Below are 19,091 nucleotides of genomic sequence, written 5' to 3'. Positions count from 1 at the left end.
AATGATCTTTCTAATGATTCGCTAGTTCCAAGAAGAGTTTTGATTTATCTGACTTATAGGTCCAGATTGGATTCAGTCAGGAATGATGCGAGTGAGGGATCGCGATTATTTTTTTCGCTTTGACGATTAACCATTTTTAGTGAGAGGAGCGCCATGGGTTGGCGTACCCCCACTGCGATTATTGCCGCGTCAACGACCGCATTTGCCATCGCAGTTGTCCCAATTATCTCGTCGGCAGACGAAGCGACTACATCTGTTTCCAATGTTTACCTCCGCTGCGATGCAGACGTAACTATTGCAAACTCGTTGGTCGACGGGCTTGCCTCCGACGCAATTTCCAAATACTTGCCCTATGACACGAAAAATCCTTTGGCGTTTCAAGTAACGGCGCCAACCGAAGTAAGTGTCGGCGAGGAGTTTGAAGTTGTGGTTACCACCGATCGTTCTGGAAGCGATGGTGGTGTCATCTCTTTCAACATCGATGAGCTGCTCTCGGGCCTTGACGTGGGCGTGACTTTGTCGAATACCTTCCTTTCGCGCTTGAAGCTCGATATGGAAAAACCTGCAGGCACAGAACTCGTGGATTTCGAGATCTCGGGCGACACCTCAGGCCTTTTCGACGGCGCAACCATTATCACCGTCAACGAATCCGGCCAGCCAGATCCAGCGGGTAATATCCTTCGCGTTGTCGATTCGTCTAATACTTCCGTGGGCAATTCGAGCAACAACGGCAATGGGCGAGGAGGTCTTGGTTACGATATCCGAGGCAATACAATCGAGTTTTCAGTACCAACGATTACGCTAAAACTTCGCGCGACCGAAGCTAAAGAAAACGCCTCATTAGGGCTGCGGACACCAACTACAGGCGCAGCTACCGATTCCATCGCGGCCTTCATCAGCACCGATGCGAGCGTGGGCCCGGTTCCGGTAGTCGGCTCTGTGAATACTTCTTTAACCAGCCCTCTCTATTGTGGCCCGACTCCAGCTGGGACAAGCATGGACCAAGAGGATGCTGCAGGAAATCCATTGCCTCCGCTCACGGTTCCAACAGACAACGGTGTGTTGAATACATTTGACATCGTTGATCCAGAAACCTCGACAACTCTTGTTGCAGAAAAGTCGCCTCAGGTTGGGGTACCAACGACATTTACCGCTGCTGTAACTCGAGGAGTCGAGGGTGATGTCACTTTCACAAGCGGAAACCAGTCCGTCACGTCGAAGGTAAACCCCAACACGGGGCGGGCAAGCGGCGATCTTGTCTTCGACGCGCTCGGTGATGTGAATGTAACTGCTCGGTTCACCCCAACAGACTCATCGCACAATCCATCCAGTGCAACCGAGACCTTCACTGTTGGGGCGCGTTCGTCTGCCCTTCAGCTCAGCGTGCCTATTCAATCAACCGTTGGCCGCGAAACTGAAATTTCAGCGACCATTTCTCCGGCAGCAGAAGGAATCGTTCGCTTCACATCAGGCGACCAAGTTGTCGATGCTGAAGTTGATGTTGCAACTGGCGAAGCGACCACTAGCTTGACCTTTGCCTCCACTGGTACAAAGACGGTTTCAGCTGAGTTCATCCCAGCCCATCAGAACACCTTGGGAGCCAAGGCGAGTGCCAATATTGTCGTTGGTGCTGCGGAGTCGCAGCTTTCCCTCGAGCTTCCGCAGTCGACATCGATCGGACAGACTACTGACATCACAGCCGTTGTCCCTGTTGGAGTTGAGGGTGCTGTGACCTTCTTATCGGGTTCGAACTCTGTCGAAGCTCAAGTTGACCCAGCTACGGGTCGCGCAACAGCAGCGATGACCTTCAATTCTTTGGGTGAGCATTCCATCCGTGCAACGTTTACGCCGACTACCCCTGGATACAATCCATCCACCACTTCGGCAAACATTCGTGTGTCGAATCAGGCAACCTCATTGACCGTTTATGCACCGGAAACCGCGCACATCGGGGAGACCATCGATCTGTCGGTCGACGTATCCCCAGCATCCGCAGGTAGCGTGACTTTCCGCCTTGGAACTGAACAAGTTCGTGCGGACGTTGACCCCTCAACGGGAGTTGCAACCGCCCAACTCCAGGCTAGCACTGCAGGTGAACAGCAACTGTCGGTCAATTTCGTGCCTTCTAGCACAGGTATCGCACCGGCTTCTGCGACAAAGACCATTCAGATTACGCAGCGGGATGCCACCTTGGAATTGATTGGCCCCCAGGACACGATCTATCAAAATGTTCCGGCTCGCTTTAACGCACAGCTTCCCATTGGGGCGCGTGGCACTGTGACGTTCTCTTCGGGCGAAATCAGTTCTTCTGCAACTGTTGATCCTGAAACGGGTATGGCTCAGGTGCAGCTCTCATTACCCGAAGCTGGATTGAATTCGGTTGTGGCGACTTTTAGCCCGACCGCGCAATCAGCTTTTGGACCGGCAACCGTAACTAACTCGTTTGACGTAGCAGAATTCAGTGGTACTCAACTTGTCTTCGGCACCGTGCCTAGCATTGTCCGTCCTGGCGACGAGCTAAAACTTCATGCAACTGTGCGCGATTCTGACTCAGCATTGAATTCCGATGGAACCGTTACTTTTTCTGTTGGGCGGGAATCGGTGACTTCCAATGTCGTCGATGGTTCTGCGGAGGCTTCGATTGTGGTCGGCGCTGCCGGTGATTACGAGGTAACTGCGACTTATACCCCAGCCCTAGACAATGGGCAGGAGAGCGCCACGACAGCCACCACAGTCTCGGTCGTCGATGCCCCTGAACCGTCCGCGACTTTGTTCGGTACCGCTGTAGCCGGAAAAGAATCCGCGTTCGAATTGCGTATCGACGAGGCCGTGGATGGAACGGCCACTATCAGCATTGACGGCATCGAAGCCGCAGCCGGAATCCCGGTAGTTGCCGGTGTGGCAAGTGTTCCACTGAAGTTCCCTGCAACAGATGCGGATAAATACCAAGTTCGAGTAGATTTTGTTCCTGCGGATCCGCGACTAGCAGCAAGGTCTTTCACTGAACTCGAGATTGACGCCGTTGCACCTATTGTTTCTGTAGATGATCTCGAAGTTGCAATGTACGCACCAATCACGTCTGCACAGACTGGCGAGAACGTGGCAGTCCAGGTATTCATCAACGAATCTGGGGAAAGCGAGACTGCTGAGGTAGAGGGATTTGTAAAGCTCTCGAACAACGGCGAGATCTTGCTTGACGAGTCGGGCAATGAGATTCAGATTCCAGTCGCACACGGTGTGGCCGATCTCAATGTTCAGTGGCTTGGTTCCGACCCGGAACAGAAGAATCTTACGGCGACATTCTTCCTGTCTGATGGCACCCAGGTCGGATCTGCTTCTGAGATGTTCTCAATCACGGGGGCAGACCGGGTCACTCTGGGTCAGCCAGAAATGCGCGTTAATTTCATGGCAGCATTTGTTGGTCCGACTTTGGAACAAGATGAAATCGATGGTTTGGGAGACGACCAGACTAATTCCGGTGGCTCCTCGAGCTCATCCAACCTCTGGAGCGGGATTCTTCCGGCGCTCCTGCCACTAATCAATTTCCTGAAGAATCTGTTCCGCTTCTAGCGCGGAGAAAGCAAGACAGAGATTATGAAAAGAAATCTATTTTCCCGCGCTCTGACTAGCGCGGGTACAGTGCTGGCCTTGGTGGCTGGCGCGCTCGCAGTTCCAAATATTGCTGAAGCACAAACCCCAGCCGGTACTTCAGTAAATCAGACGGTAAACATCGAGCAGAACCAATGTGTGGGTCGCCAGATGGGCACAACTTGGTACGGTGCCGAAAATGGAATCTGGGCAAACATTGGTAATGACAAATTGGGAGTAAACACTCCATCTAATGTGAGCGTCACATACCCAGACAGAGTGTATCCCGGAGAGACTTTCGAAGTAGCTATTCAGCCCGGGCCACAAAGTACGTCCATTGATGCAGGGCGTTTTAAGTATGATGTCGTGCTGCCAAGCAATGCAGCAATAACAAACGTGCAGTTTGAGGGTGGCTACGGCTTCTCGCACGGAGATGGCGGTTTACTTGATAATCCGCAGTACCGTGAAACTCGTGCGGAGCGGATCGATGCGAACGGTTCACCTAACCCGAACGGTGCATTTGCTCGAGTTTCCGGTATCTATACGGTCAATAACGGTCCGTATGCTGAGGCAAATCACCCGAAGTTTGGTTTATTTGCAAGCGCAAATTCCAATTTTCAGCTGCCCAAAATGAAGTTGACTGTTACTGCTCCGCAGTCTGTTGGTCAACAAGTTTCCTTTGGTCTGCGTGGTTCCGGTCAGACCCCGGAACGTAATGGATCCGAGAACTTCATGTCATTCATTGAGGACGAACTTGGTAATGCAAACCAGGAATTCTGGTGCACGCCCGGTGCCGGTGCAGCCAACCTGTTCTCAACTCAGGTTGTGGCAGTCGGCACAGACCTCAATATGACCAGTACCGAGACTGACCTCACCGTTCAGCAAGGTACTGACCAGACGATGGCCCTCAAGGCTCAAGTTTCCGCCGAAAATGGTGAAACGGTCAACGACGGAGTAGTGCGTTTCTTCTCTAATGGGACAGAAATCGGCACCGCAAACGTGCAAAACGGAACCGCGACTCTCAATTGGGACTTTGCAGACAACGAAGGACGCTCTCCTGTCGCTCTTCAGATCACGGCCAGCTTTGATGGTACGGCTCGCTTCAGCCAGTCCCAGGATTCTCAGGGGGTAGAGGCTACAATCAACCCTGAGGCGCTGGTTGCAAATACCGTCACTCAGCTGCAAGCACTGCCTGGCAATCGAACTGGCGACGACACCTCGGTTGCTTTGACAGCGAATGTGTCTGCCACCACCGGTGACGCGATCCCCGCCAATACTACGGTGACTTTCTTCCGGAACAATGAGGAACTCGAAACGGTCGATCTCATAGGCAACGAAGCTCACTTATTAAACGTGGCAACAGCGGTCGAGGGCGAATCCACCGAGTACTCATACTCGGCAAGGTTTAACGGGATCGTGATCGATGAATTCAACTCTTTCGCTCCCTCGACATCTACTGAGCAGCGAGTCACCGTCGATGGTGAAATACGCGAGCACCAAACGTCGGTCGTCGTCAATGCAGTTGCTAGTGATGTAAAGCGTGACGACACCGAAGTTACGGTTACGGCAAACGTAACTGTTGTAGGCGACGATGGCCGTCAAGTTCCAGAGGGCACTGAAGTTCAGATCTTCCGTGGGGACGAGTTCATCGCCACTGCATTAACTGATGCCAATGGTCAAGTTTCTACAAATGATTCTGTAAGAACCGTTGCTGGGGCAAATAAGTTTGAATACATGGTTCGCTACCCTGGAACTCAGACCGGTATCCATGCGTATAAGGCCTCGGAAGGCAAGACTGTGCTCGACTTGGAGCACCCGATCACCACTATCACCCCACATGTTGGTCTCGAGGCTAACGCTGGACAAACTACTGTGACTGGAACCCCAGTTGCTCTGACTGCGACGGTGAGCACCGACGACGGGGTTGAACTTCCCGATGGCACCGAGGTGAGTTTTTACCGCGATGATGAAGCAATCGGAACAGCTGTGGCTTCGGGCGGCATTGCTCAGCTTCGAAACGTTTTGCCAAGCGTCGAAGTAGCGACTGACTTTGTTTATACAGCTCGAGTTAATGCGGGAAGTTTCGATGAAGGGTTTGTCGAAGTTGCAGCATCGGAGCTCTCAGCGCCTGCGGTTGTGTCCTTGCACCCCGACTACACAACAGCGGTAGAAGTTCAGGCCTCTGCTTCGCAAGTAGCCTACGGTGAGTCTGTTGACCTAACCGCGACCCTGAGCACAAATGGTCCACAATTGCCAGGTGGAGCATTCGTGCAGTTTCGTGCCAATGGTATCGATGTTGGTGGAGAGGTTCGCGTGGACGAAAATGGCATTGCAACTCTGACCGGAGTTAATTTGCAGCCTGATACCTATCAAATTACTGCTCGCTATTTTGGCGAGCGCCAAGGTGGTTATGTTTTCGGAGCTTCAACTTCGGAACCTGTTGAAGTTACTGTTGCTGGAAAACCAGAACACAAAACTGCAACTGTCATCGAATTGGACACGGAAGTTACTGCTGGCCATGAAACCATAATTACTGCAACCGTTTCCGCTGCAGAAGGAGAACTCCCGAGTGGCATCCCTGCGTGGGTTGCTTTTTACAGCGAAGGTAAGTTGATTGGTAACCAGCCAGTATCCATTACCGATGGTGTGGGAACAGCAGTTCTCAACTACAAATTCCCGATGCGTGGAACCTATGAGGTCACAGCTCAATTCTCTGGTGTCGAAACTCCACTTGCATCCTTTGAGAGGTCAGTATCGGAGCCGGAACAAGTTTCCGTAATTCCGAATCAGGCAGTTATCGACGACCGACCACAAGAGCGCGAAATGTTGATTCTGCCATCTGGCCGGGTCCGAGATACTTTTAACCACTCGCTGGTTACCCAGCCAGGTGATTCGTCGATTACCGGCGAAAATATTCCTGCATCTTTCACAATTGTTGATGGTGTATTAGTTGGTACTCCCACAGAGTCGGGAATCCATAGCTTTACCATTCGCGGAATTGATGCTGAGGGCGAGCGTTTCATTCAGGATGTGCGTTTCGAAATCAATGACCGGGACACTATCGTTCAAGACGATATCTTGGTGGATGCAAAAATCGGTGAATTCCTTGATGCTCAGATCTCGGAAAGTGATGAAGTAAACGTCGAAGTTGAAGGCACATTGCCTTCTGGAGTTGATCTTGAAGGTAAGCACCTCAGTGGTACTCCTACCGAGGAAGGCACGTTCGTTTTGACGCTGACGGGCACACAGGCGGACGGCGAGCGATTCACCCGTGCAGTAATTGTCACAATACATCCAGCGGATCCGAAAGAGCGTGCTCCTCGGGTGTTACCTCCAGCGGTCGTTGATACCCTGTACGACGAATTACTCGGTGTTGAAGGCGATAACGATCTTTCACTTGAGAGCGGATCCCTGCCAGAAGGATTAGAACTCATCGATGGTCGGGTGCAAGGAATTCCAACCCAGGTTGGCCCAGCAATTTTCACGATTGCAGGAACTGATGCTGATGGCAACCGGTTCACGCAGCAAATCAATTTGACTGTTGCCTCTGCGGATACTGAGGATGGCAACTTGAACTTCCTAGAGACTTTGAGCAGCCTGCTCTCCTCAAACTCGTCTCAAGGCGGATTGTGGAGCGTTGTGCTTCTCATCGCTACCGCCTTTATGGCGGGATCAAGTATTATCTCCACGAATAGTGGCTCCAATATTGGCAGCTCCGCTTCATCAAGCAATTGGTGGAGTGAGTTCCAAAAGATGTTCAACTCATCGAAGTAAAAGGCGAGAAATGCTCCCCACTTCTTGGTTACTTAACCAAGGAGTGGGGAGCATTTTTTGTTCTTTCGCTACTAAGTGTAGGAAATTCGACTTGCAAAGATTGTGGAAAATCAGCCTCCGACCGAGACTAAATACACAACCTACTTTTTGTGCTAGCGACTACTCTGGGGACGAGTTATTAGTATCGGTACCAGCGTCGGCAGCGCTGCTACCTTCATTCAGACCAAATGTGCTCGATGCACCAGCAAGGGCGACGGCAAGGGAGACTGCTGCGGCTGCGAGCTGAAAAGCATCTTTTAGCGAAAAGTTTTGAAGCTGTGGGAGCTGAAACATGACGGGCCCTTTCAGGAAAGTTGGTGGAGACGAAGTTCTTCCTCGCTCAATATAGCCTGAACGGTGGATGGTTCGCTGAGTTCTTATAGAATTTTGTTATCTGCCACGCCTTGGAGGGCACCAAGAATGTGGATAACTCACCAGATAGGTGACGTGACATCTCAGTTTTCCACAGAAAAAAGTCAGGCATCAGCTTCGCCGAGCTATACCCCTTAACCTGCGGGTATGAGCGAACTTCGCCTTGTTCCAGCCGCCGCCTTAGCCTGGGGCATCACGCTGTGCATCCTCGTCGGTATGCCGTGGCTGGGCCTTGTCCTTTCTCTCTTAGTTGTGGGGGTAATGGGTTGTTTTAAGGAATGGGGCCAGGTGGTGCTTACAGCCAGCATCAGCGCAGTGGCTGCGCTGCTGACTAGCCTGCGGCGCCATTCAGCAGACAAATTCGTCTTTGACAAAGAACTCTCCGCTACGGTGTCGAGCGCGCCAACGGAAACTTTTACCGGCGGCTGGCTCGTTCGCGTGCGCGTAAAAGGGTACCCTTCCGAGATTCCCGTGTTTAGCGATTCTACTCCTGACGGGTTGGTCACCGGAACCAAGGTGGTTATGCACGGCGCCGTCAGGGAATCATCGCGTCCCGGTGTCGGAGAGGTGAGCATCAATGGGGAAGTCTCCGTGCTCAAAGGCCCAGAAGGCTTTGATGCATTTGTTGCGTTCGTTCGCGAGGCATTCCGTGCCTCAGTAGAAGCTCATGTTCCCGAACATTCCCAAGGACTGATCCCTGGGATGGTGCTGGGAGATACATCGCTGCAGTCCGCTGCCGAACAAGATGTCTATATCGCTTCGGGGCTAAGCCACCTCAGCGCGGTCAGTGGAGCAAACGTGGCCATAGTGGTCACAGCGGTCGTCGTTATCGCCCGAGCAATGAGAGCCGGGCTCTATACCCAGATCGTGTGCGCAGCTGTGTCCGTGGTCATCTTTGCCGGAATTGTCGGGGCCGAACCGAGCGTGTTGCGGGCAACACTGACGGGCTTGGTCGGACTTGTTGCCGTATTAGCTTCGTCGCGGGCAGAGCCCATTCACGCACTGTGCCTAGCCGTGATCGCATTGGTTTTCATCAACTCAGATTTAGCGGTGAACTACGGATTTGCGTTGTCGATTGCTGCCACGGTGGGAATCGTCGTCATGCATCCTTTCTTCTACCGCGCGCTCGTATCAACGCGGTGGCCTGACATTCTGGTGCGCGCGCTCAGTGTGGCTATCGCCGCGGACATTATGACAATGCCCATCATTTCTTTGATGACAGGGGAGGTTTCTCTGGTTTCGGTGGTGGCAAATGTCCTCGTTGCCGCGGCGACGGCACCCGTGACCATTTTGGGATTAGTGGCTGCAGTACTGGCGGCGCTACCAGGCGGCTTTGAAGTGGTGCTGTTTCCGCTGATCCAGCCGTTTACCTGGTGGATTTATACCGTGGGGCATAGTGCTGCAGGGTTTCCACAGGCCATCATTGCGGCGGCTCCGCTCGCAGTAATCATCGGGTACGGGTGGATCTTCGCGGGCTTTCTGTACCGGCGTGCCGGGGTGACTATTGGGATTGTCGCTGTTCTCTTCATCGCGGTGGGGGCGACGGGGCAGCAACGCGCACCGGAGGTGCCACTAGAGAAGTTGGTTGCGCATGTCGTCGAGACGCGAGAGGATATTGAGCCCATACCTGCCGGCACGCAGCTGGTAGTTGTGTTGGATGATTCAGGGCAGCGAGCTGGCCGTGGAACGAGTACGGCGGGTGGGATACCGGTGATATTTCCGAATCGGGATGGGGAAGTCTCGTTGCACGTTGATGGTACGCAGCACGCCGCTGATGGGAGGTTTTAGCTCAATGAGATTGTTGGCGAGCCATCGATGGCCAACATTCCGAGAGGGATAGAGGTATCGGAGGGATATCCCAAGTTCTGCTGTGAGGTTGCCACGGTGATGTGCTGGCCGACGTATTGCTCCCAGTTGATAGGGGAGCCAGAAGGATCGTTTGGTACTGCAAGGCGAATTTTCTGAACGGATTCGGTGTGCATACCTCCGGCTTTAACTGCCGTAACTTCTTGCGGAGCATCCAAAACCAGTTGAATGTAACCAGGTACGTCGGCCTCGCCATTGGGGGCACGTCGTCCATTCATCGCTTCGGAAGTTGTCTGATTGATCACTGTTCCTGAAAAGACGTATTCGCCGGCGGGCGCGGTAGTTGTTTCAGGTTGTGCTGCTTGGCCGAGGGTCGGCGAAGCGTTTTGGATAAAGCCCAATTGGCTCGGGTCGTTTGTATCGAACCATGTAAGGGGGGCGTGATCGGGTAGCCCAGTCTCTAGTGCAAAAGTATCGGTGGCGGTGGGAACTAGGAGGTCTCCTTGCACCTGATAGAAGGTATTTTTGGCAGTCGGGGAAATAGATTGCCAGCTCAATTCGTGAATCCCGGTTCCCGACAACGAGCCAGCAACGTCTTGGCGGCCGCCACCAGCGGATTGTGCACCGGCGATTAGCACGTGCGGGGAGTGGATGACTTCTCCTGTTGATTGGTCGATAGAAAAGACCATGACTGGCGTAAATTCTTTGCCGTTTACCTTCACCAAAAGCTCGGGAGTGGAATCGCCGGTAGCTTCCACGACTGCGTATGAATAGGTGCCATCAGGTTCGTGCTCGGCAGCAGGATTGACAGGGTATGCAGACGGGTTCGCTAAAACCTTGGCGTAGGCCTGTGACGCATTAATCTCAACTATTTCCGGTGCAGCATGAACGGTATCCGAGGAAGGTGCCGGAGCAACGGACTTCGTTTGGGTGATGGTGACAACGCTGGAAGCCTCTTCGCCACCGGAATTTGAACAGGCGCCTAACGAAATTGAAGCTGTTCCGACTAGAAACAATGTGGCCAAGCGAGAGCAAAAAGTGCGGGAGCCGTTGGGTTTCATAATTCTCCTCAGGAGGCAATTTCAACTTAAGAGCAATTGGGGGATATTCGATCTGGAGTTCAAGCAGGGACCTTAATCTATATAAATATAAGTTTCAGCAATATTAAAACTATTTGCCAATAATTCACTCTGCTGAGCGGAGAACTTGAACAGAGCGAGGGACGCTAAACTTGGAGCATGTTAAATCCCGTCCACTTCGTTGTTGGTGAAGATACGTTCTTGCAGGAACGCGCCACGCAAATGATTATTGATCAGGCAGATCCGCGCGCCGACGTGAGCAAGTTCAAGGCCAGCGAAGTGACTGAAGGGGAACTACTGCAGGCGACCAGCCCGAGTCTGTTCGCCGAGGAACGCATCGTGGTGATTACGCAGATGGAGCTCGCCAGTAAAGACACAACACAGCTCGTGTTAAGTGCCATGGTTGATCCGGCACCGGGAATGACCATGATTGTGTGTCATTCGGGAGGCGGAAGGAATAAGGCGTTCGTCGCGAAGTTTAAAAAGGCCGGTGAAGTCCACGATGCCGCCCCGCTGAAATATGACAACTTAACCAAGTGGGTGGCAGCCGAGTTCCGGCGCTACAACGTCAGGCCGACCCCCGACGTGGTGGCGGCATTGCAGGAATCGGTGGGTTCCGATCTCCGGGAGCTGGCTTCTGCGGTGCAGCAGTTGGTTGAAGACAGCGAGGGTGAAATTACCGTGGCCACCGTGCGTGCCTACTACACGGGCGTGGCCGAGGTTTCTGGATTCGATATCGCCGACGCAGCCCTTCGAGGCGATGTAAACCGTGCGCTTGGATCCACGCGCAGGGCACTGCAATTAGGGGTTAGCCCGGCGGCAATTTCTGCGGCACTGGCGATGAAGGTGGGGGATATTGCCAAGCTCTACACTACGCGCGGGGACCACCAGCAGATCGCGCGCACCCTGGGCATGCACCCTTATGGCGTGAAGCAGACGATGCAGGTGGCACGCAGGTGGTCGGGTGATGCGATCAGCCAGGCGGTGATCATCGTTGCCGATTTGGATGCTGAGGTCAAAGGCCAAGGCGGCCAGCCGGAGTATGCCCTTGAGGACGCTGTCCGGCGCATCGCAAAATTGGCATGATAAATTTTTAGATTATGAGCACTAGCAATGAGGTACCTGAAGACATTCAAGAATTTGCAACAAAGCTGTTCAACTTTGCTCGCAACGGAGATCTCACGCTCGCCGAGTACATCGATCAGGGCGTTGACGTGAACATGACTAATCAAGACGGCAACACGTTTGTCATGCTCGCGGCATACTCCGGCCACGGCGAGCTGGTAGATGCCTTGATTGCTCGTGGCGCCGACGTGAATAAGCAGAATGATCGCCACCAGACCCCACTCGCTGGCGTGATTTTCAAGAAGGAAGACCAGATCATTGACGCGCTGCTGGAAGCCGGCGCGGACCCCCTCGCAGGTCAACCCAACTCGGTGGACACAGCGCGGATGTTTGGCCGCGAGGACCTCGTTGCCAAGTTCGAGAAGTGAATTTAGCCGACCTCGGGGCAATCGTCCTTGTCAACATGGTCGGGGCCATGACACCGGGACCCGATATCGTCCTGATCACCCGCACAGCAACGAAGTCTCGTAAGCACGCCTTAGCCACCACCGCAGGCATTCACGTTGGTGTCCTTTTTTGGTGCACCCTCACGGTGCTTGGTGCGGCAGCACTTTTGCACGCCTTCCCGTGGATCCTGGAATTCATCCAGATCATCGGTGGCGCATGGATCATGTGGATGGGCATTTCCATGATCCGCGGCGGCATCAAAGATCGCGAGAACCCGCCGGCCGACACCGAGGAGGCGGAAGCACGGTTGGGCAGTGTGCGCAGCGCGTTCGTTAAAGGCTTGACGACGAATCTCTCAAACCCAAAAATCGTGCTGTTTTTGGCGGCCCTTGTCGCACCGCTTTTGCCACCTTCGCCATCAGCTGGGGTGGCGCTGACTGTGATTGTGGCGCTGTTTTTCTCGTCGTTAATTGTCTTTGTGGTGCTGAGCCTGGTCATTTCCACTCAACGCGTGCGCCAGGCGCTGCTGCGCGCCGGGCCCTACATCGACATTGCTGCGGGGCTATTCTTCCTGGTGGCCAGTGTTTTTCTGTTTACCCGCGGGGTGACAGGGTTGCTGGCGATTTACTAACTAAAGGCTGTCGAAGAACGTGGCTACCTGCTGGCTAGCAGATGGCACCGTGAACCAAGTGTGGCCGCCACCGTTGACGCGGACGACCTGAGTTGGTGCAGCGCAATTCTCGCGGTTAAAAACGGTGGTGTTGCCAACTTCTTGTTGCGTGGAGGTGGTGGAGCAGTTGTTCCTCTCCGCCATCGTGTCAAAGACCTGGTTGACCGATTGGTACGGTGCATCCCAGCGGGTGCCACCGGTGTAGGAAACCGTATCGTCGTTAGTTCCGTGCATGATCAAGGTGGGAACATTGCCGGTTGCACAGTTGGTGACGGTCGGGTCGTAATATGCCCCCGCAACACCTGCAACTCCAGCAACTAAATCTGGGGCGTGGCAGCCAAGCGCCAAGGCCATCCCACCACCGTTGGAGAGGCCTGCAGCGTAGATTTCGTGCTGAATTACTCCGTAGCGGTTGACCAAGTCACTGATGACACTACGGACATAGGTCACGTCATCGTTGACCGATGTGTTCGAATAGGGGGCGCCACCCCATGCATGGAGGTTGTTGGTTAACGATGCCTCAGGATAAACCACCAACGTATTCGAGTCGAGGTAGTTTTCTAGATTTGCGTAACCCTGAGTTTCGCTAGCGCTGTGTTGCCAACCTCCGAACATTAAGACCACTTGAGTATCGGCCTCGGGAGCAAATGACTCAGGCACCACAACATTGTAGGAGCGGCCATCAACGTTGTGAGTGACGGTGGTGCGAGGACTTGTGGCATTAGTAACTGCACCGAGAGCTGACGACAATTCTGAAGACGCAGATTGAGCGGTTGCTGCAGGTGCGAAGGCTGCACCCGAAAGGGCCCCAGAAAAGGCCAAAGCAAAAATGCCTGCGATCAGGCGACGGGAAGTTTTCAGCATGCTTTTAAAGCCTAAACTAAAAGCCGGTTCATCGCGCAAAATTCGCGATAAACCGGCTTTAAAAGTTCAAGCTTGAGGCTTAAGCCATCTTGTTCAGGGCCTGTGCCATGTTGGACTTCTTGTTCGCCGCGTTGTTGCGGTGGAAGACGCCCTTGGTAACTGCCTTGTCCAGCTTGCGGGATGCAACGCGCAGCTGGGTCTCAGCTGCTGCCTTGTCTCCAGCCTCAACGGTCTCGCGGAACTTACGCAGCTCGGTGCGGACAGCGGAACGGACGGACTTGTTGCGCAGGCGACGCTTCTCGTTGGTGAGAACGCGCTTCTGCTGCTGCTTGATGTTTGCCATGAAGATACCTCTTGAATATCGATGTTGAATGAAACCAGTCGATCTACCCACGCGAAGATACCTGCACCAGCATTTTTAAGACGCGAACCCAAGGTCCTGCCCGCGTTGCTGGCGCACCCCGCATGAAAGTGGGCGTGAACAACACGTCGACTTTAGCAGGTGGGCCCTTAGAGAACCAAAATCACTAAACCCAGCGGAAGGTTGCGCGGAGGCGGTTCGCTACAAGCTCGAAGCGCGAGCGGGGAAAGAGGATACCGCGTCGGCTGACTTGGGTTTCGGGAACAACGATTGTTTTGTCCAGCCGCAGCCAACATTGTGTGGCCGAGGTGTCCCATTCGCCATTACCAATTTCTAGCCATTCCGACTTATTGGCGTGGCCTTCGTGAGAGGAGATGAGTAGACCCAAAACGTTTTGCATGTTCCTGCCAATGACCAACATGGAGCGTTCCTGCGGGGGAGTGGACGGCACCGTGACCCAGACGACTTCGCCGGGCTCAGCGTAGCCATCCAGGTCCGAGGAGTAATAGATCGACCGCGCGAGATGCTCGGTGGGATCTACCTGAAGGGCTTCGGCTACACGGTGAGTGTGTTTGTCGGTGGTATTGCCCAGGCGTTGATTGAGCTGAGATAAGCCTTTATCTAACGAGGTGAGCTTGCGAGCCTTCCCCTGCGCCTGATCTTTTTTCGCAGCCTTTTTCTTTTCAGCTCGGCGTTGTAGGCCGCGGCCGAATAGTGTTGCTGGGTTGGTGCCTGCCGAATCTTCCTTTGTATCTTCCTTGGTGGAGTTTCGGCGAGGACGAAGGATGCTCATAGTCGTTCTTTTCGCGTTGCGTTTGGAGCTTTGGGGGAGTGCTATTGGTGACTAACCGTAATGACTCTAGGCTAGCAGATTCAATCCACCGAAAGGCGGAGGGAAGGTCAATCGTCGATACGCGATGAACTCTTGCCGCGATGCCAGAAAACTGCTGGTTGCGGGTGTGAGTCCCCGGGTTCAGAATTACAGCCTTTCTTGGGTAGAGTGGGTAGGGTTAATTACTAGAAGGGACCCGTGTGGCAATGGCAAAAAAGCTTGAGAATTTCGCCGAGACTACGTTTACGGATCCTGCTCGGATCCGTAACTTCTGCATTATCGCCCACATCGACCACGGTAAGTCCACCCTGGCCGATCGAATTCTGCAGCTCTCGAACGTGATCGATGCACGTGATATGCGTGACCAGTATCTAGACAACATGGACATCGAGCGTGAGCGCGGAATTACCATCAAGGCGCAGAACGTGCGTCTGCCATGGGTGCCTCGCTCCGGTGAGTTTGAGGGTCAGCAGATCGTCTTGCAGATGATTGATACCCCAGGTCACGTCGACTTTTCCTATGAAGTCTCTCGTGCGCTTGAAGCGTGTGAGGGTGCGATTTTGCTGGTCGATGCAGCTCAGGGCATCGAGGCGCAAACCTTGGCCAACTTGTACATGGCCATTGATAAGGGTCTTGAAATCATCCCGGTGTTGAACAAGATCGACCTGCCGGCGGCAGATCCTGAAAAGTACTCCTTCGAGATCGCCAACATTATTGGCTGTGAACCAGAAGATGTGCTGCGTGTCTCCGGTAAGACCGGTGAAGGCGTGGAAGCGCTGCTGGACAAGGTTGTTGAGATGGTTCCAGCACCTGAGTCCCCCAATGGTGCTGATGCTCCTGCACGTGCCATGATCTTCGACTCGGTCTATGACACTTACCGTGGCGTTGTCACCTATATCCGTATGGTCGACGGTGAGCTGCGCCAGGGTGAAAAGCTGCACATGATGAACACCGGCACCAACTTGGAGCTGCTGGAAATTGGTGTGGTTTCGCCGACCCCGAAGAAGGTCAAGGGCTTGGGCCCAGGCGAGGTGGGCTACCTGATCACTGGCGTGAAGGATGTGCGCGAAACCAAGGTCGGCGATACCGTGACCTCGGCGGTCAACGGTGCCACGGAGCCTTTGCAGGGCTACGAAGAGGTCAAACCGATGGTGTACTCGGGCCTGTTCCCGGTCTCTCAGGAGGACTTCCCGGCGCTGCGCGAATCGCTAGAAAAGCTGCAGCTGAACGACGCTTCGCTGACCTGGGAGCCTGAGACTTCCGTGGCTTTGGGCTTTGGTTTCCGCTGTGGCTTCCTTGGTCTTTTGCACATGGAAATCACACGCGACCGACTCGAGCGCGAGTTTGATCTGGACCTGATTTCCACGGCCCCCTCCGTGACCTACCGCGTGGTTGCCGAGGATGGCACGGAGCAACTCGTGCACAACCCTTCGGACTGGCCGGAAGGAAAACTGCGCGAGATTTATGAACCAATTGTGAACATGACCATCATCGTTCCTACCGAGTTCGTGGGCCCGACCATGGAGCTGTGCCAGCAAAAGCGTGGTCAGATGAAGAACATGGATTACCTCTCGGAGGACCGTGTCGAGCTGCGCTACGTCATGCCACTCGGCGAGATCATCTTCGACTTCTTCGACATGCTCAAATCCCGCACCAAGGGCTACGCTTCGCTGAACTACGAAGAGGCCGGCGAGCAGGAAGCCGACCTAGTCAAGGTGGACATTCTGCTCCAGGGTGAGCCGGTGGACGCGTTTTCTGCGATCGTGCACCGCGATAATGCGCAGTGGTACGGCAACAAGATGACGAAGAAGCTCAAGGAGCTGATCCCACGCCAGCAGTTCGAGGTGCCAATTCAGGCGGCGATCGGTTCCAAGATCATTGCGCGTGAAAACATCCGCGCCCTGCGCAAGGACGTGTTGTCTAAGTGCTACGGCGGCGATATTTCGCGTAAGCGCAAGCTGCTGGAAAAGCAGAAGGCCGGTAAGAAGCGCATGAAGTCCATCGGTTCGGTGACAGTGCCACAAGAGGCATTCGTCGCGGCGCTGTCTACCGACGAAGAATAGGGCATTTCCTCGAAAGCTAGAACCGGCCGTCGTACCTGTACACATGCGAGGGCCGAGGTTGAGCAGGATCCGGCACGGGCAACCGTGCCGGCTTTACTGTTTGCCCAGAGACCTCCGCAGCCCGCTCGCGCGCCCACGGCACAGCCCGGCTCTCCATCAGATCGGCTACCGCAACGGAATCCGAGACCTCGTCAGACCCTCGGGCCCGAAGCGACGCAGCAGTGTGTGCAATCTCGTCAGGCGCCAGCCCCTGGTGTAGCTTCCACTTCCCGGTCACCGAGGTGATCTCAATGTCAACGGCGACCAACGCGTTAAGCACCCCGTTGACTAGCTGCGGGTCGGAGTGGGTGCCCACGCGCCAGGTATCGTCAAACTTTTCCACCAGCTCTTTCAAATGCGCGACGGCAAAAGCCCGGTCACCGTCGCGGTGGCGCATGATCCCTTTCAGGTGTACGGCGACATAATCCAGCGAGGGAACGCGTGGCATTTTTGCATCCGCGGGCTCCGCTGGCTGATCCAAGCCGGACACGTAGGCGGTAGGGCCCTGGACAATGATCATCACCTCAGTGTCCTCCCATTGCCGGTTCACCTTGGCAAAATGCGCCTGAACATGAACCTGACCAGCCTCGTCGCGCTTGAGCACGAAGGGCATAATGGTAGCCTCGAGCCCGGTATCAGGCGAGGAACTAATGAATTGACCAATACCGATCTCGGAAGCAAGCTGGAGAGCCTCGGATTCGTCCATCCGGTAAGCGTTAGTGACGTACATGGGATAAATTGTACGGATTTATTCGGCCAAAAACTTCATCAGCCGAAGTTGCCGCTCAGCGGCTCCCGCATAGGACTCGTGCGCACCCGCATCGGGGTTTATCGTGCGCGTCGGAGTGTGCGCCAACGGGCGCAAGTCGGGGTCGGCATATAAGGCAGCCCCGTGAAGAGCGGCGTCGGAGTCGTCGAAAAGCACGACGCGACGACCCAAAATATCCGCAACCATGCGCATCCACGGCGTGGACCGCGAACCCCCGCCGACCACCGCGAGAGGGCCGCGCTCGGCCGGATCGCAGGCCAGCGACAGAGCAAGAATGACGGATTCGAGGACGGCCTTATAGCACTCGATGGCGGTGGTCGTGGCTCGCTTATCGACGACTCCCGCGCCCAACTTCTCACTGCGCACCGGGAAACGCTCGCCGTGGATACTAGGTATCGCGGTCAAACCCGAGTAGCCGCGGGTAGTAAGCAGCTTGTCGGCCTCGGCGGGCGAAATCCCTCCCAGATAGAGGTTGCGTGCCCAATCTCCGGCGGAGGCAGCAGCAAGCAGGGCAGCAATTTGCAAGGTGTGCTCCCCGAAGGCGAGGCGGTGTACGGTGCCCAGAGCCTGGGAGGGGCGGTCCATGACGCGGGCGTGCCAGCCGGTGGTTCCCAGGTAAAGATAATCGGCGCCGGGTTCGCGTCCCACGATGCCCGCCGTGGTTGCCCCAGCATCCCCGGGAGCCAAGTACACGGGGACACCGGAACGAAGCCCCAGGTCATTGGCTTGGGTGGTGCCGATGAAGCCTTGAGCAATCGTGGGCAGCTGGGGGCGACTCACCCCGACGCGCTCGAGTACAGGATCAAGCCACTGCGAACCGTTCGAAAGTCCGGTCGTGCTGGCTGTGGTGGGATCGACGAAGCTGCCCAAGCCCAGCTCCTTGATCAGCGCTGCGCTGGGGGAGAAGAGGAACTCGTCGTCACGCGAAACTCCAGCGCGCAGAAGCATCGCGGCGTTTGAGGTGGCGGTTTGTTCGTTGCCGGTCAGCTCTTCCCAGTCGGGCAGCTCGCGGTTAAGTTGTTTGGCCTCGTGCTGTGAGCGGCTATCAGAATAAAGCCACGCTGGACCTGCGAGGTGGCCGTGGGTGTAGCGAATGAGGTCCTGCATCTGCCCGGTCACTGCGATCGCGTCATAGTTTCCCGAGAGGCCTTCCACACTGGCGCGCACCGCGCGCAGCCAATCGCGGGGATCCTGCTCGACCTCACCCGCCTGGCCGGTGTGGGTGGGATAGGCGGTGGTGCAACTAGAGGTTGCACCGTCTGGGCCGATCAGCGCGGCTTTCGCGCCAGAGGTACCTAGGTCGATTGCGAGAGTGATCACGCA

Annotated in this window: 14 protein-coding genes; 7 read left to right on the top strand and 7 right to left on the bottom strand. The window is 54.9% G+C overall.

What is annotated here, in order from left to right; genetic code table 11:
• Nucleotides 1-153: 153 nt before the first annotated feature.
• Nucleotides 154-3,570, top strand: a complete 3,417-nt coding sequence (locus tag ACXZ66_RS10420; protein ID WP_458748641.1) for a hypothetical protein — start codon at nucleotides 154-156, stop codon at nucleotides 3,568-3,570.
• 24 nt (nucleotides 3,571-3,594) lie between these two features.
• Nucleotides 3,595-7,362: an Ig-like domain-containing protein gene (locus ACXZ66_RS10415; RefSeq protein WP_458748639.1), complete on the top strand. Its 3,768-nt coding sequence runs from the start codon at nucleotides 3,595-3,597 to the stop codon at nucleotides 7,360-7,362.
• 159 nt (nucleotides 7,363-7,521) lie between these two features.
• Here the strand turns inward: ACXZ66_RS10415 and ACXZ66_RS10410 are convergent, their stop codons facing one another.
• The gene (locus ACXZ66_RS10410) at nucleotides 7,522-7,695 is read right to left on the bottom strand and encodes a hypothetical protein (protein WP_458748637.1); all 174 of its coding nucleotides are present in this window, start codon (nucleotides 7,693-7,695) and stop codon (nucleotides 7,522-7,524) included.
• 225 nt (nucleotides 7,696-7,920) lie between these two features.
• On the opposite strand from ACXZ66_RS10410, the gene ACXZ66_RS10405 reads away from it, so the two are divergent.
• On the top strand, nucleotides 7,921-9,561 hold the full coding sequence (locus ACXZ66_RS10405) for a ComEC/Rec2 family competence protein (RefSeq protein ID WP_458748635.1): 1,641 nt from the start codon (nucleotides 7,921-7,923) through the stop codon (nucleotides 9,559-9,561).
• Here ACXZ66_RS10405 and ACXZ66_RS10400 read toward each other — a convergent pair.
• Nucleotides 9,558-10,640, bottom strand: a complete 1,083-nt coding sequence (locus ACXZ66_RS10400; protein ID WP_458748633.1) for a hypothetical protein — start codon at nucleotides 10,638-10,640, stop codon at nucleotides 9,558-9,560. The genes ACXZ66_RS10405 and ACXZ66_RS10400 overlap by 4 nt on opposite strands.
• Before the next feature lie 177 nt (nucleotides 10,641-10,817).
• Here ACXZ66_RS10400 and holA point away from each other — a divergent pair, with 177 nt between their 5' ends.
• Genes holA through ACXZ66_RS10385 form a run of 3 tightly spaced genes read left to right on the top strand, consistent with a single transcriptional unit; the run spans nucleotide 10,818 to nucleotide 12,801 of the window.
• Entirely contained in the window at nucleotides 10,818-11,744 is a 927-nt protein-coding gene (gene holA, locus ACXZ66_RS10395) for a DNA polymerase III subunit delta (protein WP_458748631.1), read from the top strand.
• A gap of 14 nt (nucleotides 11,745-11,758) precedes the next feature.
• On the top strand, nucleotides 11,759-12,151 hold the full coding sequence (locus ACXZ66_RS10390; RefSeq protein WP_458748629.1) for an ankyrin repeat domain-containing protein: 393 nt from the start codon (nucleotides 11,759-11,761) through the stop codon (nucleotides 12,149-12,151).
• Nucleotides 12,148-12,801 carry a LysE family translocator gene (locus ACXZ66_RS10385; protein ID WP_458748627.1) on the top strand — a complete coding sequence of 218 codons (654 nt, stop codon included), beginning with the start codon at nucleotides 12,148-12,150 and terminating at the stop codon, nucleotides 12,799-12,801. The genes ACXZ66_RS10390 and ACXZ66_RS10385 overlap by 4 nt, the downstream gene beginning before the upstream one ends.
• Here ACXZ66_RS10385 and ACXZ66_RS10380 read toward each other — a convergent pair whose 3' ends face one another.
• From ACXZ66_RS10380 to ACXZ66_RS10370, 3 genes are all read right to left on the bottom strand, one after another.
• Nucleotides 12,802-13,704: a CE1 family esterase gene (locus ACXZ66_RS10380; RefSeq protein ID WP_458748625.1), complete on the bottom strand. Its 903-nt coding sequence runs from the start codon at nucleotides 13,702-13,704 to the stop codon at nucleotides 12,802-12,804.
• A gap of 79 nt (nucleotides 13,705-13,783) precedes the next feature.
• Nucleotides 13,784-14,047: a 30S ribosomal protein S20 gene (gene rpsT, locus ACXZ66_RS10375; protein ID WP_458748623.1), complete on the bottom strand. Its 264-nt coding sequence runs from the start codon at nucleotides 14,045-14,047 to the stop codon at nucleotides 13,784-13,786.
• Between the two features lie 184 nt (nucleotides 14,048-14,231).
• On the bottom strand, nucleotides 14,232-14,858 hold the full coding sequence (locus ACXZ66_RS10370) for a type II toxin-antitoxin system PemK/MazF family toxin (protein WP_458748621.1): 627 nt from the start codon (nucleotides 14,856-14,858) through the stop codon (nucleotides 14,232-14,234).
• A 245-nt stretch (nucleotides 14,859-15,103) separates the two neighbouring features.
• Between ACXZ66_RS10370 and lepA the strand changes: the two genes are divergently transcribed.
• Nucleotides 15,104-16,960 (top strand): translation elongation factor 4, encoded by a 1,857-nt coding sequence (gene lepA, locus ACXZ66_RS10365; RefSeq protein WP_458748620.1) that lies wholly within the window; start codon nucleotides 15,104-15,106, stop codon nucleotides 16,958-16,960.
• A gap of 16 nt (nucleotides 16,961-16,976) precedes the next feature.
• Here lepA and ACXZ66_RS10360 read toward each other — a convergent pair whose 3' ends face one another.
• Together ACXZ66_RS10360 and ACXZ66_RS10355 are read right to left on the bottom strand one after the other, a co-directional pair.
• Nucleotides 16,977-17,729: an FMN-binding negative transcriptional regulator gene (locus ACXZ66_RS10360; RefSeq protein ID WP_458748619.1), complete on the bottom strand. Its 753-nt coding sequence runs from the start codon at nucleotides 17,727-17,729 to the stop codon at nucleotides 16,977-16,979.
• Nucleotides 17,730-17,747: 18 nt separating this feature from the next.
• Nucleotides 17,748-19,088 (bottom strand): FGGY-family carbohydrate kinase, encoded by a 1,341-nt coding sequence (locus ACXZ66_RS10355; protein WP_458748618.1) that lies wholly within the window; start codon nucleotides 19,086-19,088, stop codon nucleotides 17,748-17,750.
• Between the last annotated feature and the right edge of the window lie 3 nt (nucleotides 19,089-19,091).

The organism is Corynebacterium sp. S7 (assembly GCF_054401105.1).
The sequence above is the reverse complement of the archived record's forward strand: the minus strand, read 5'-3'. Positions and strand labels throughout refer to the sequence as shown.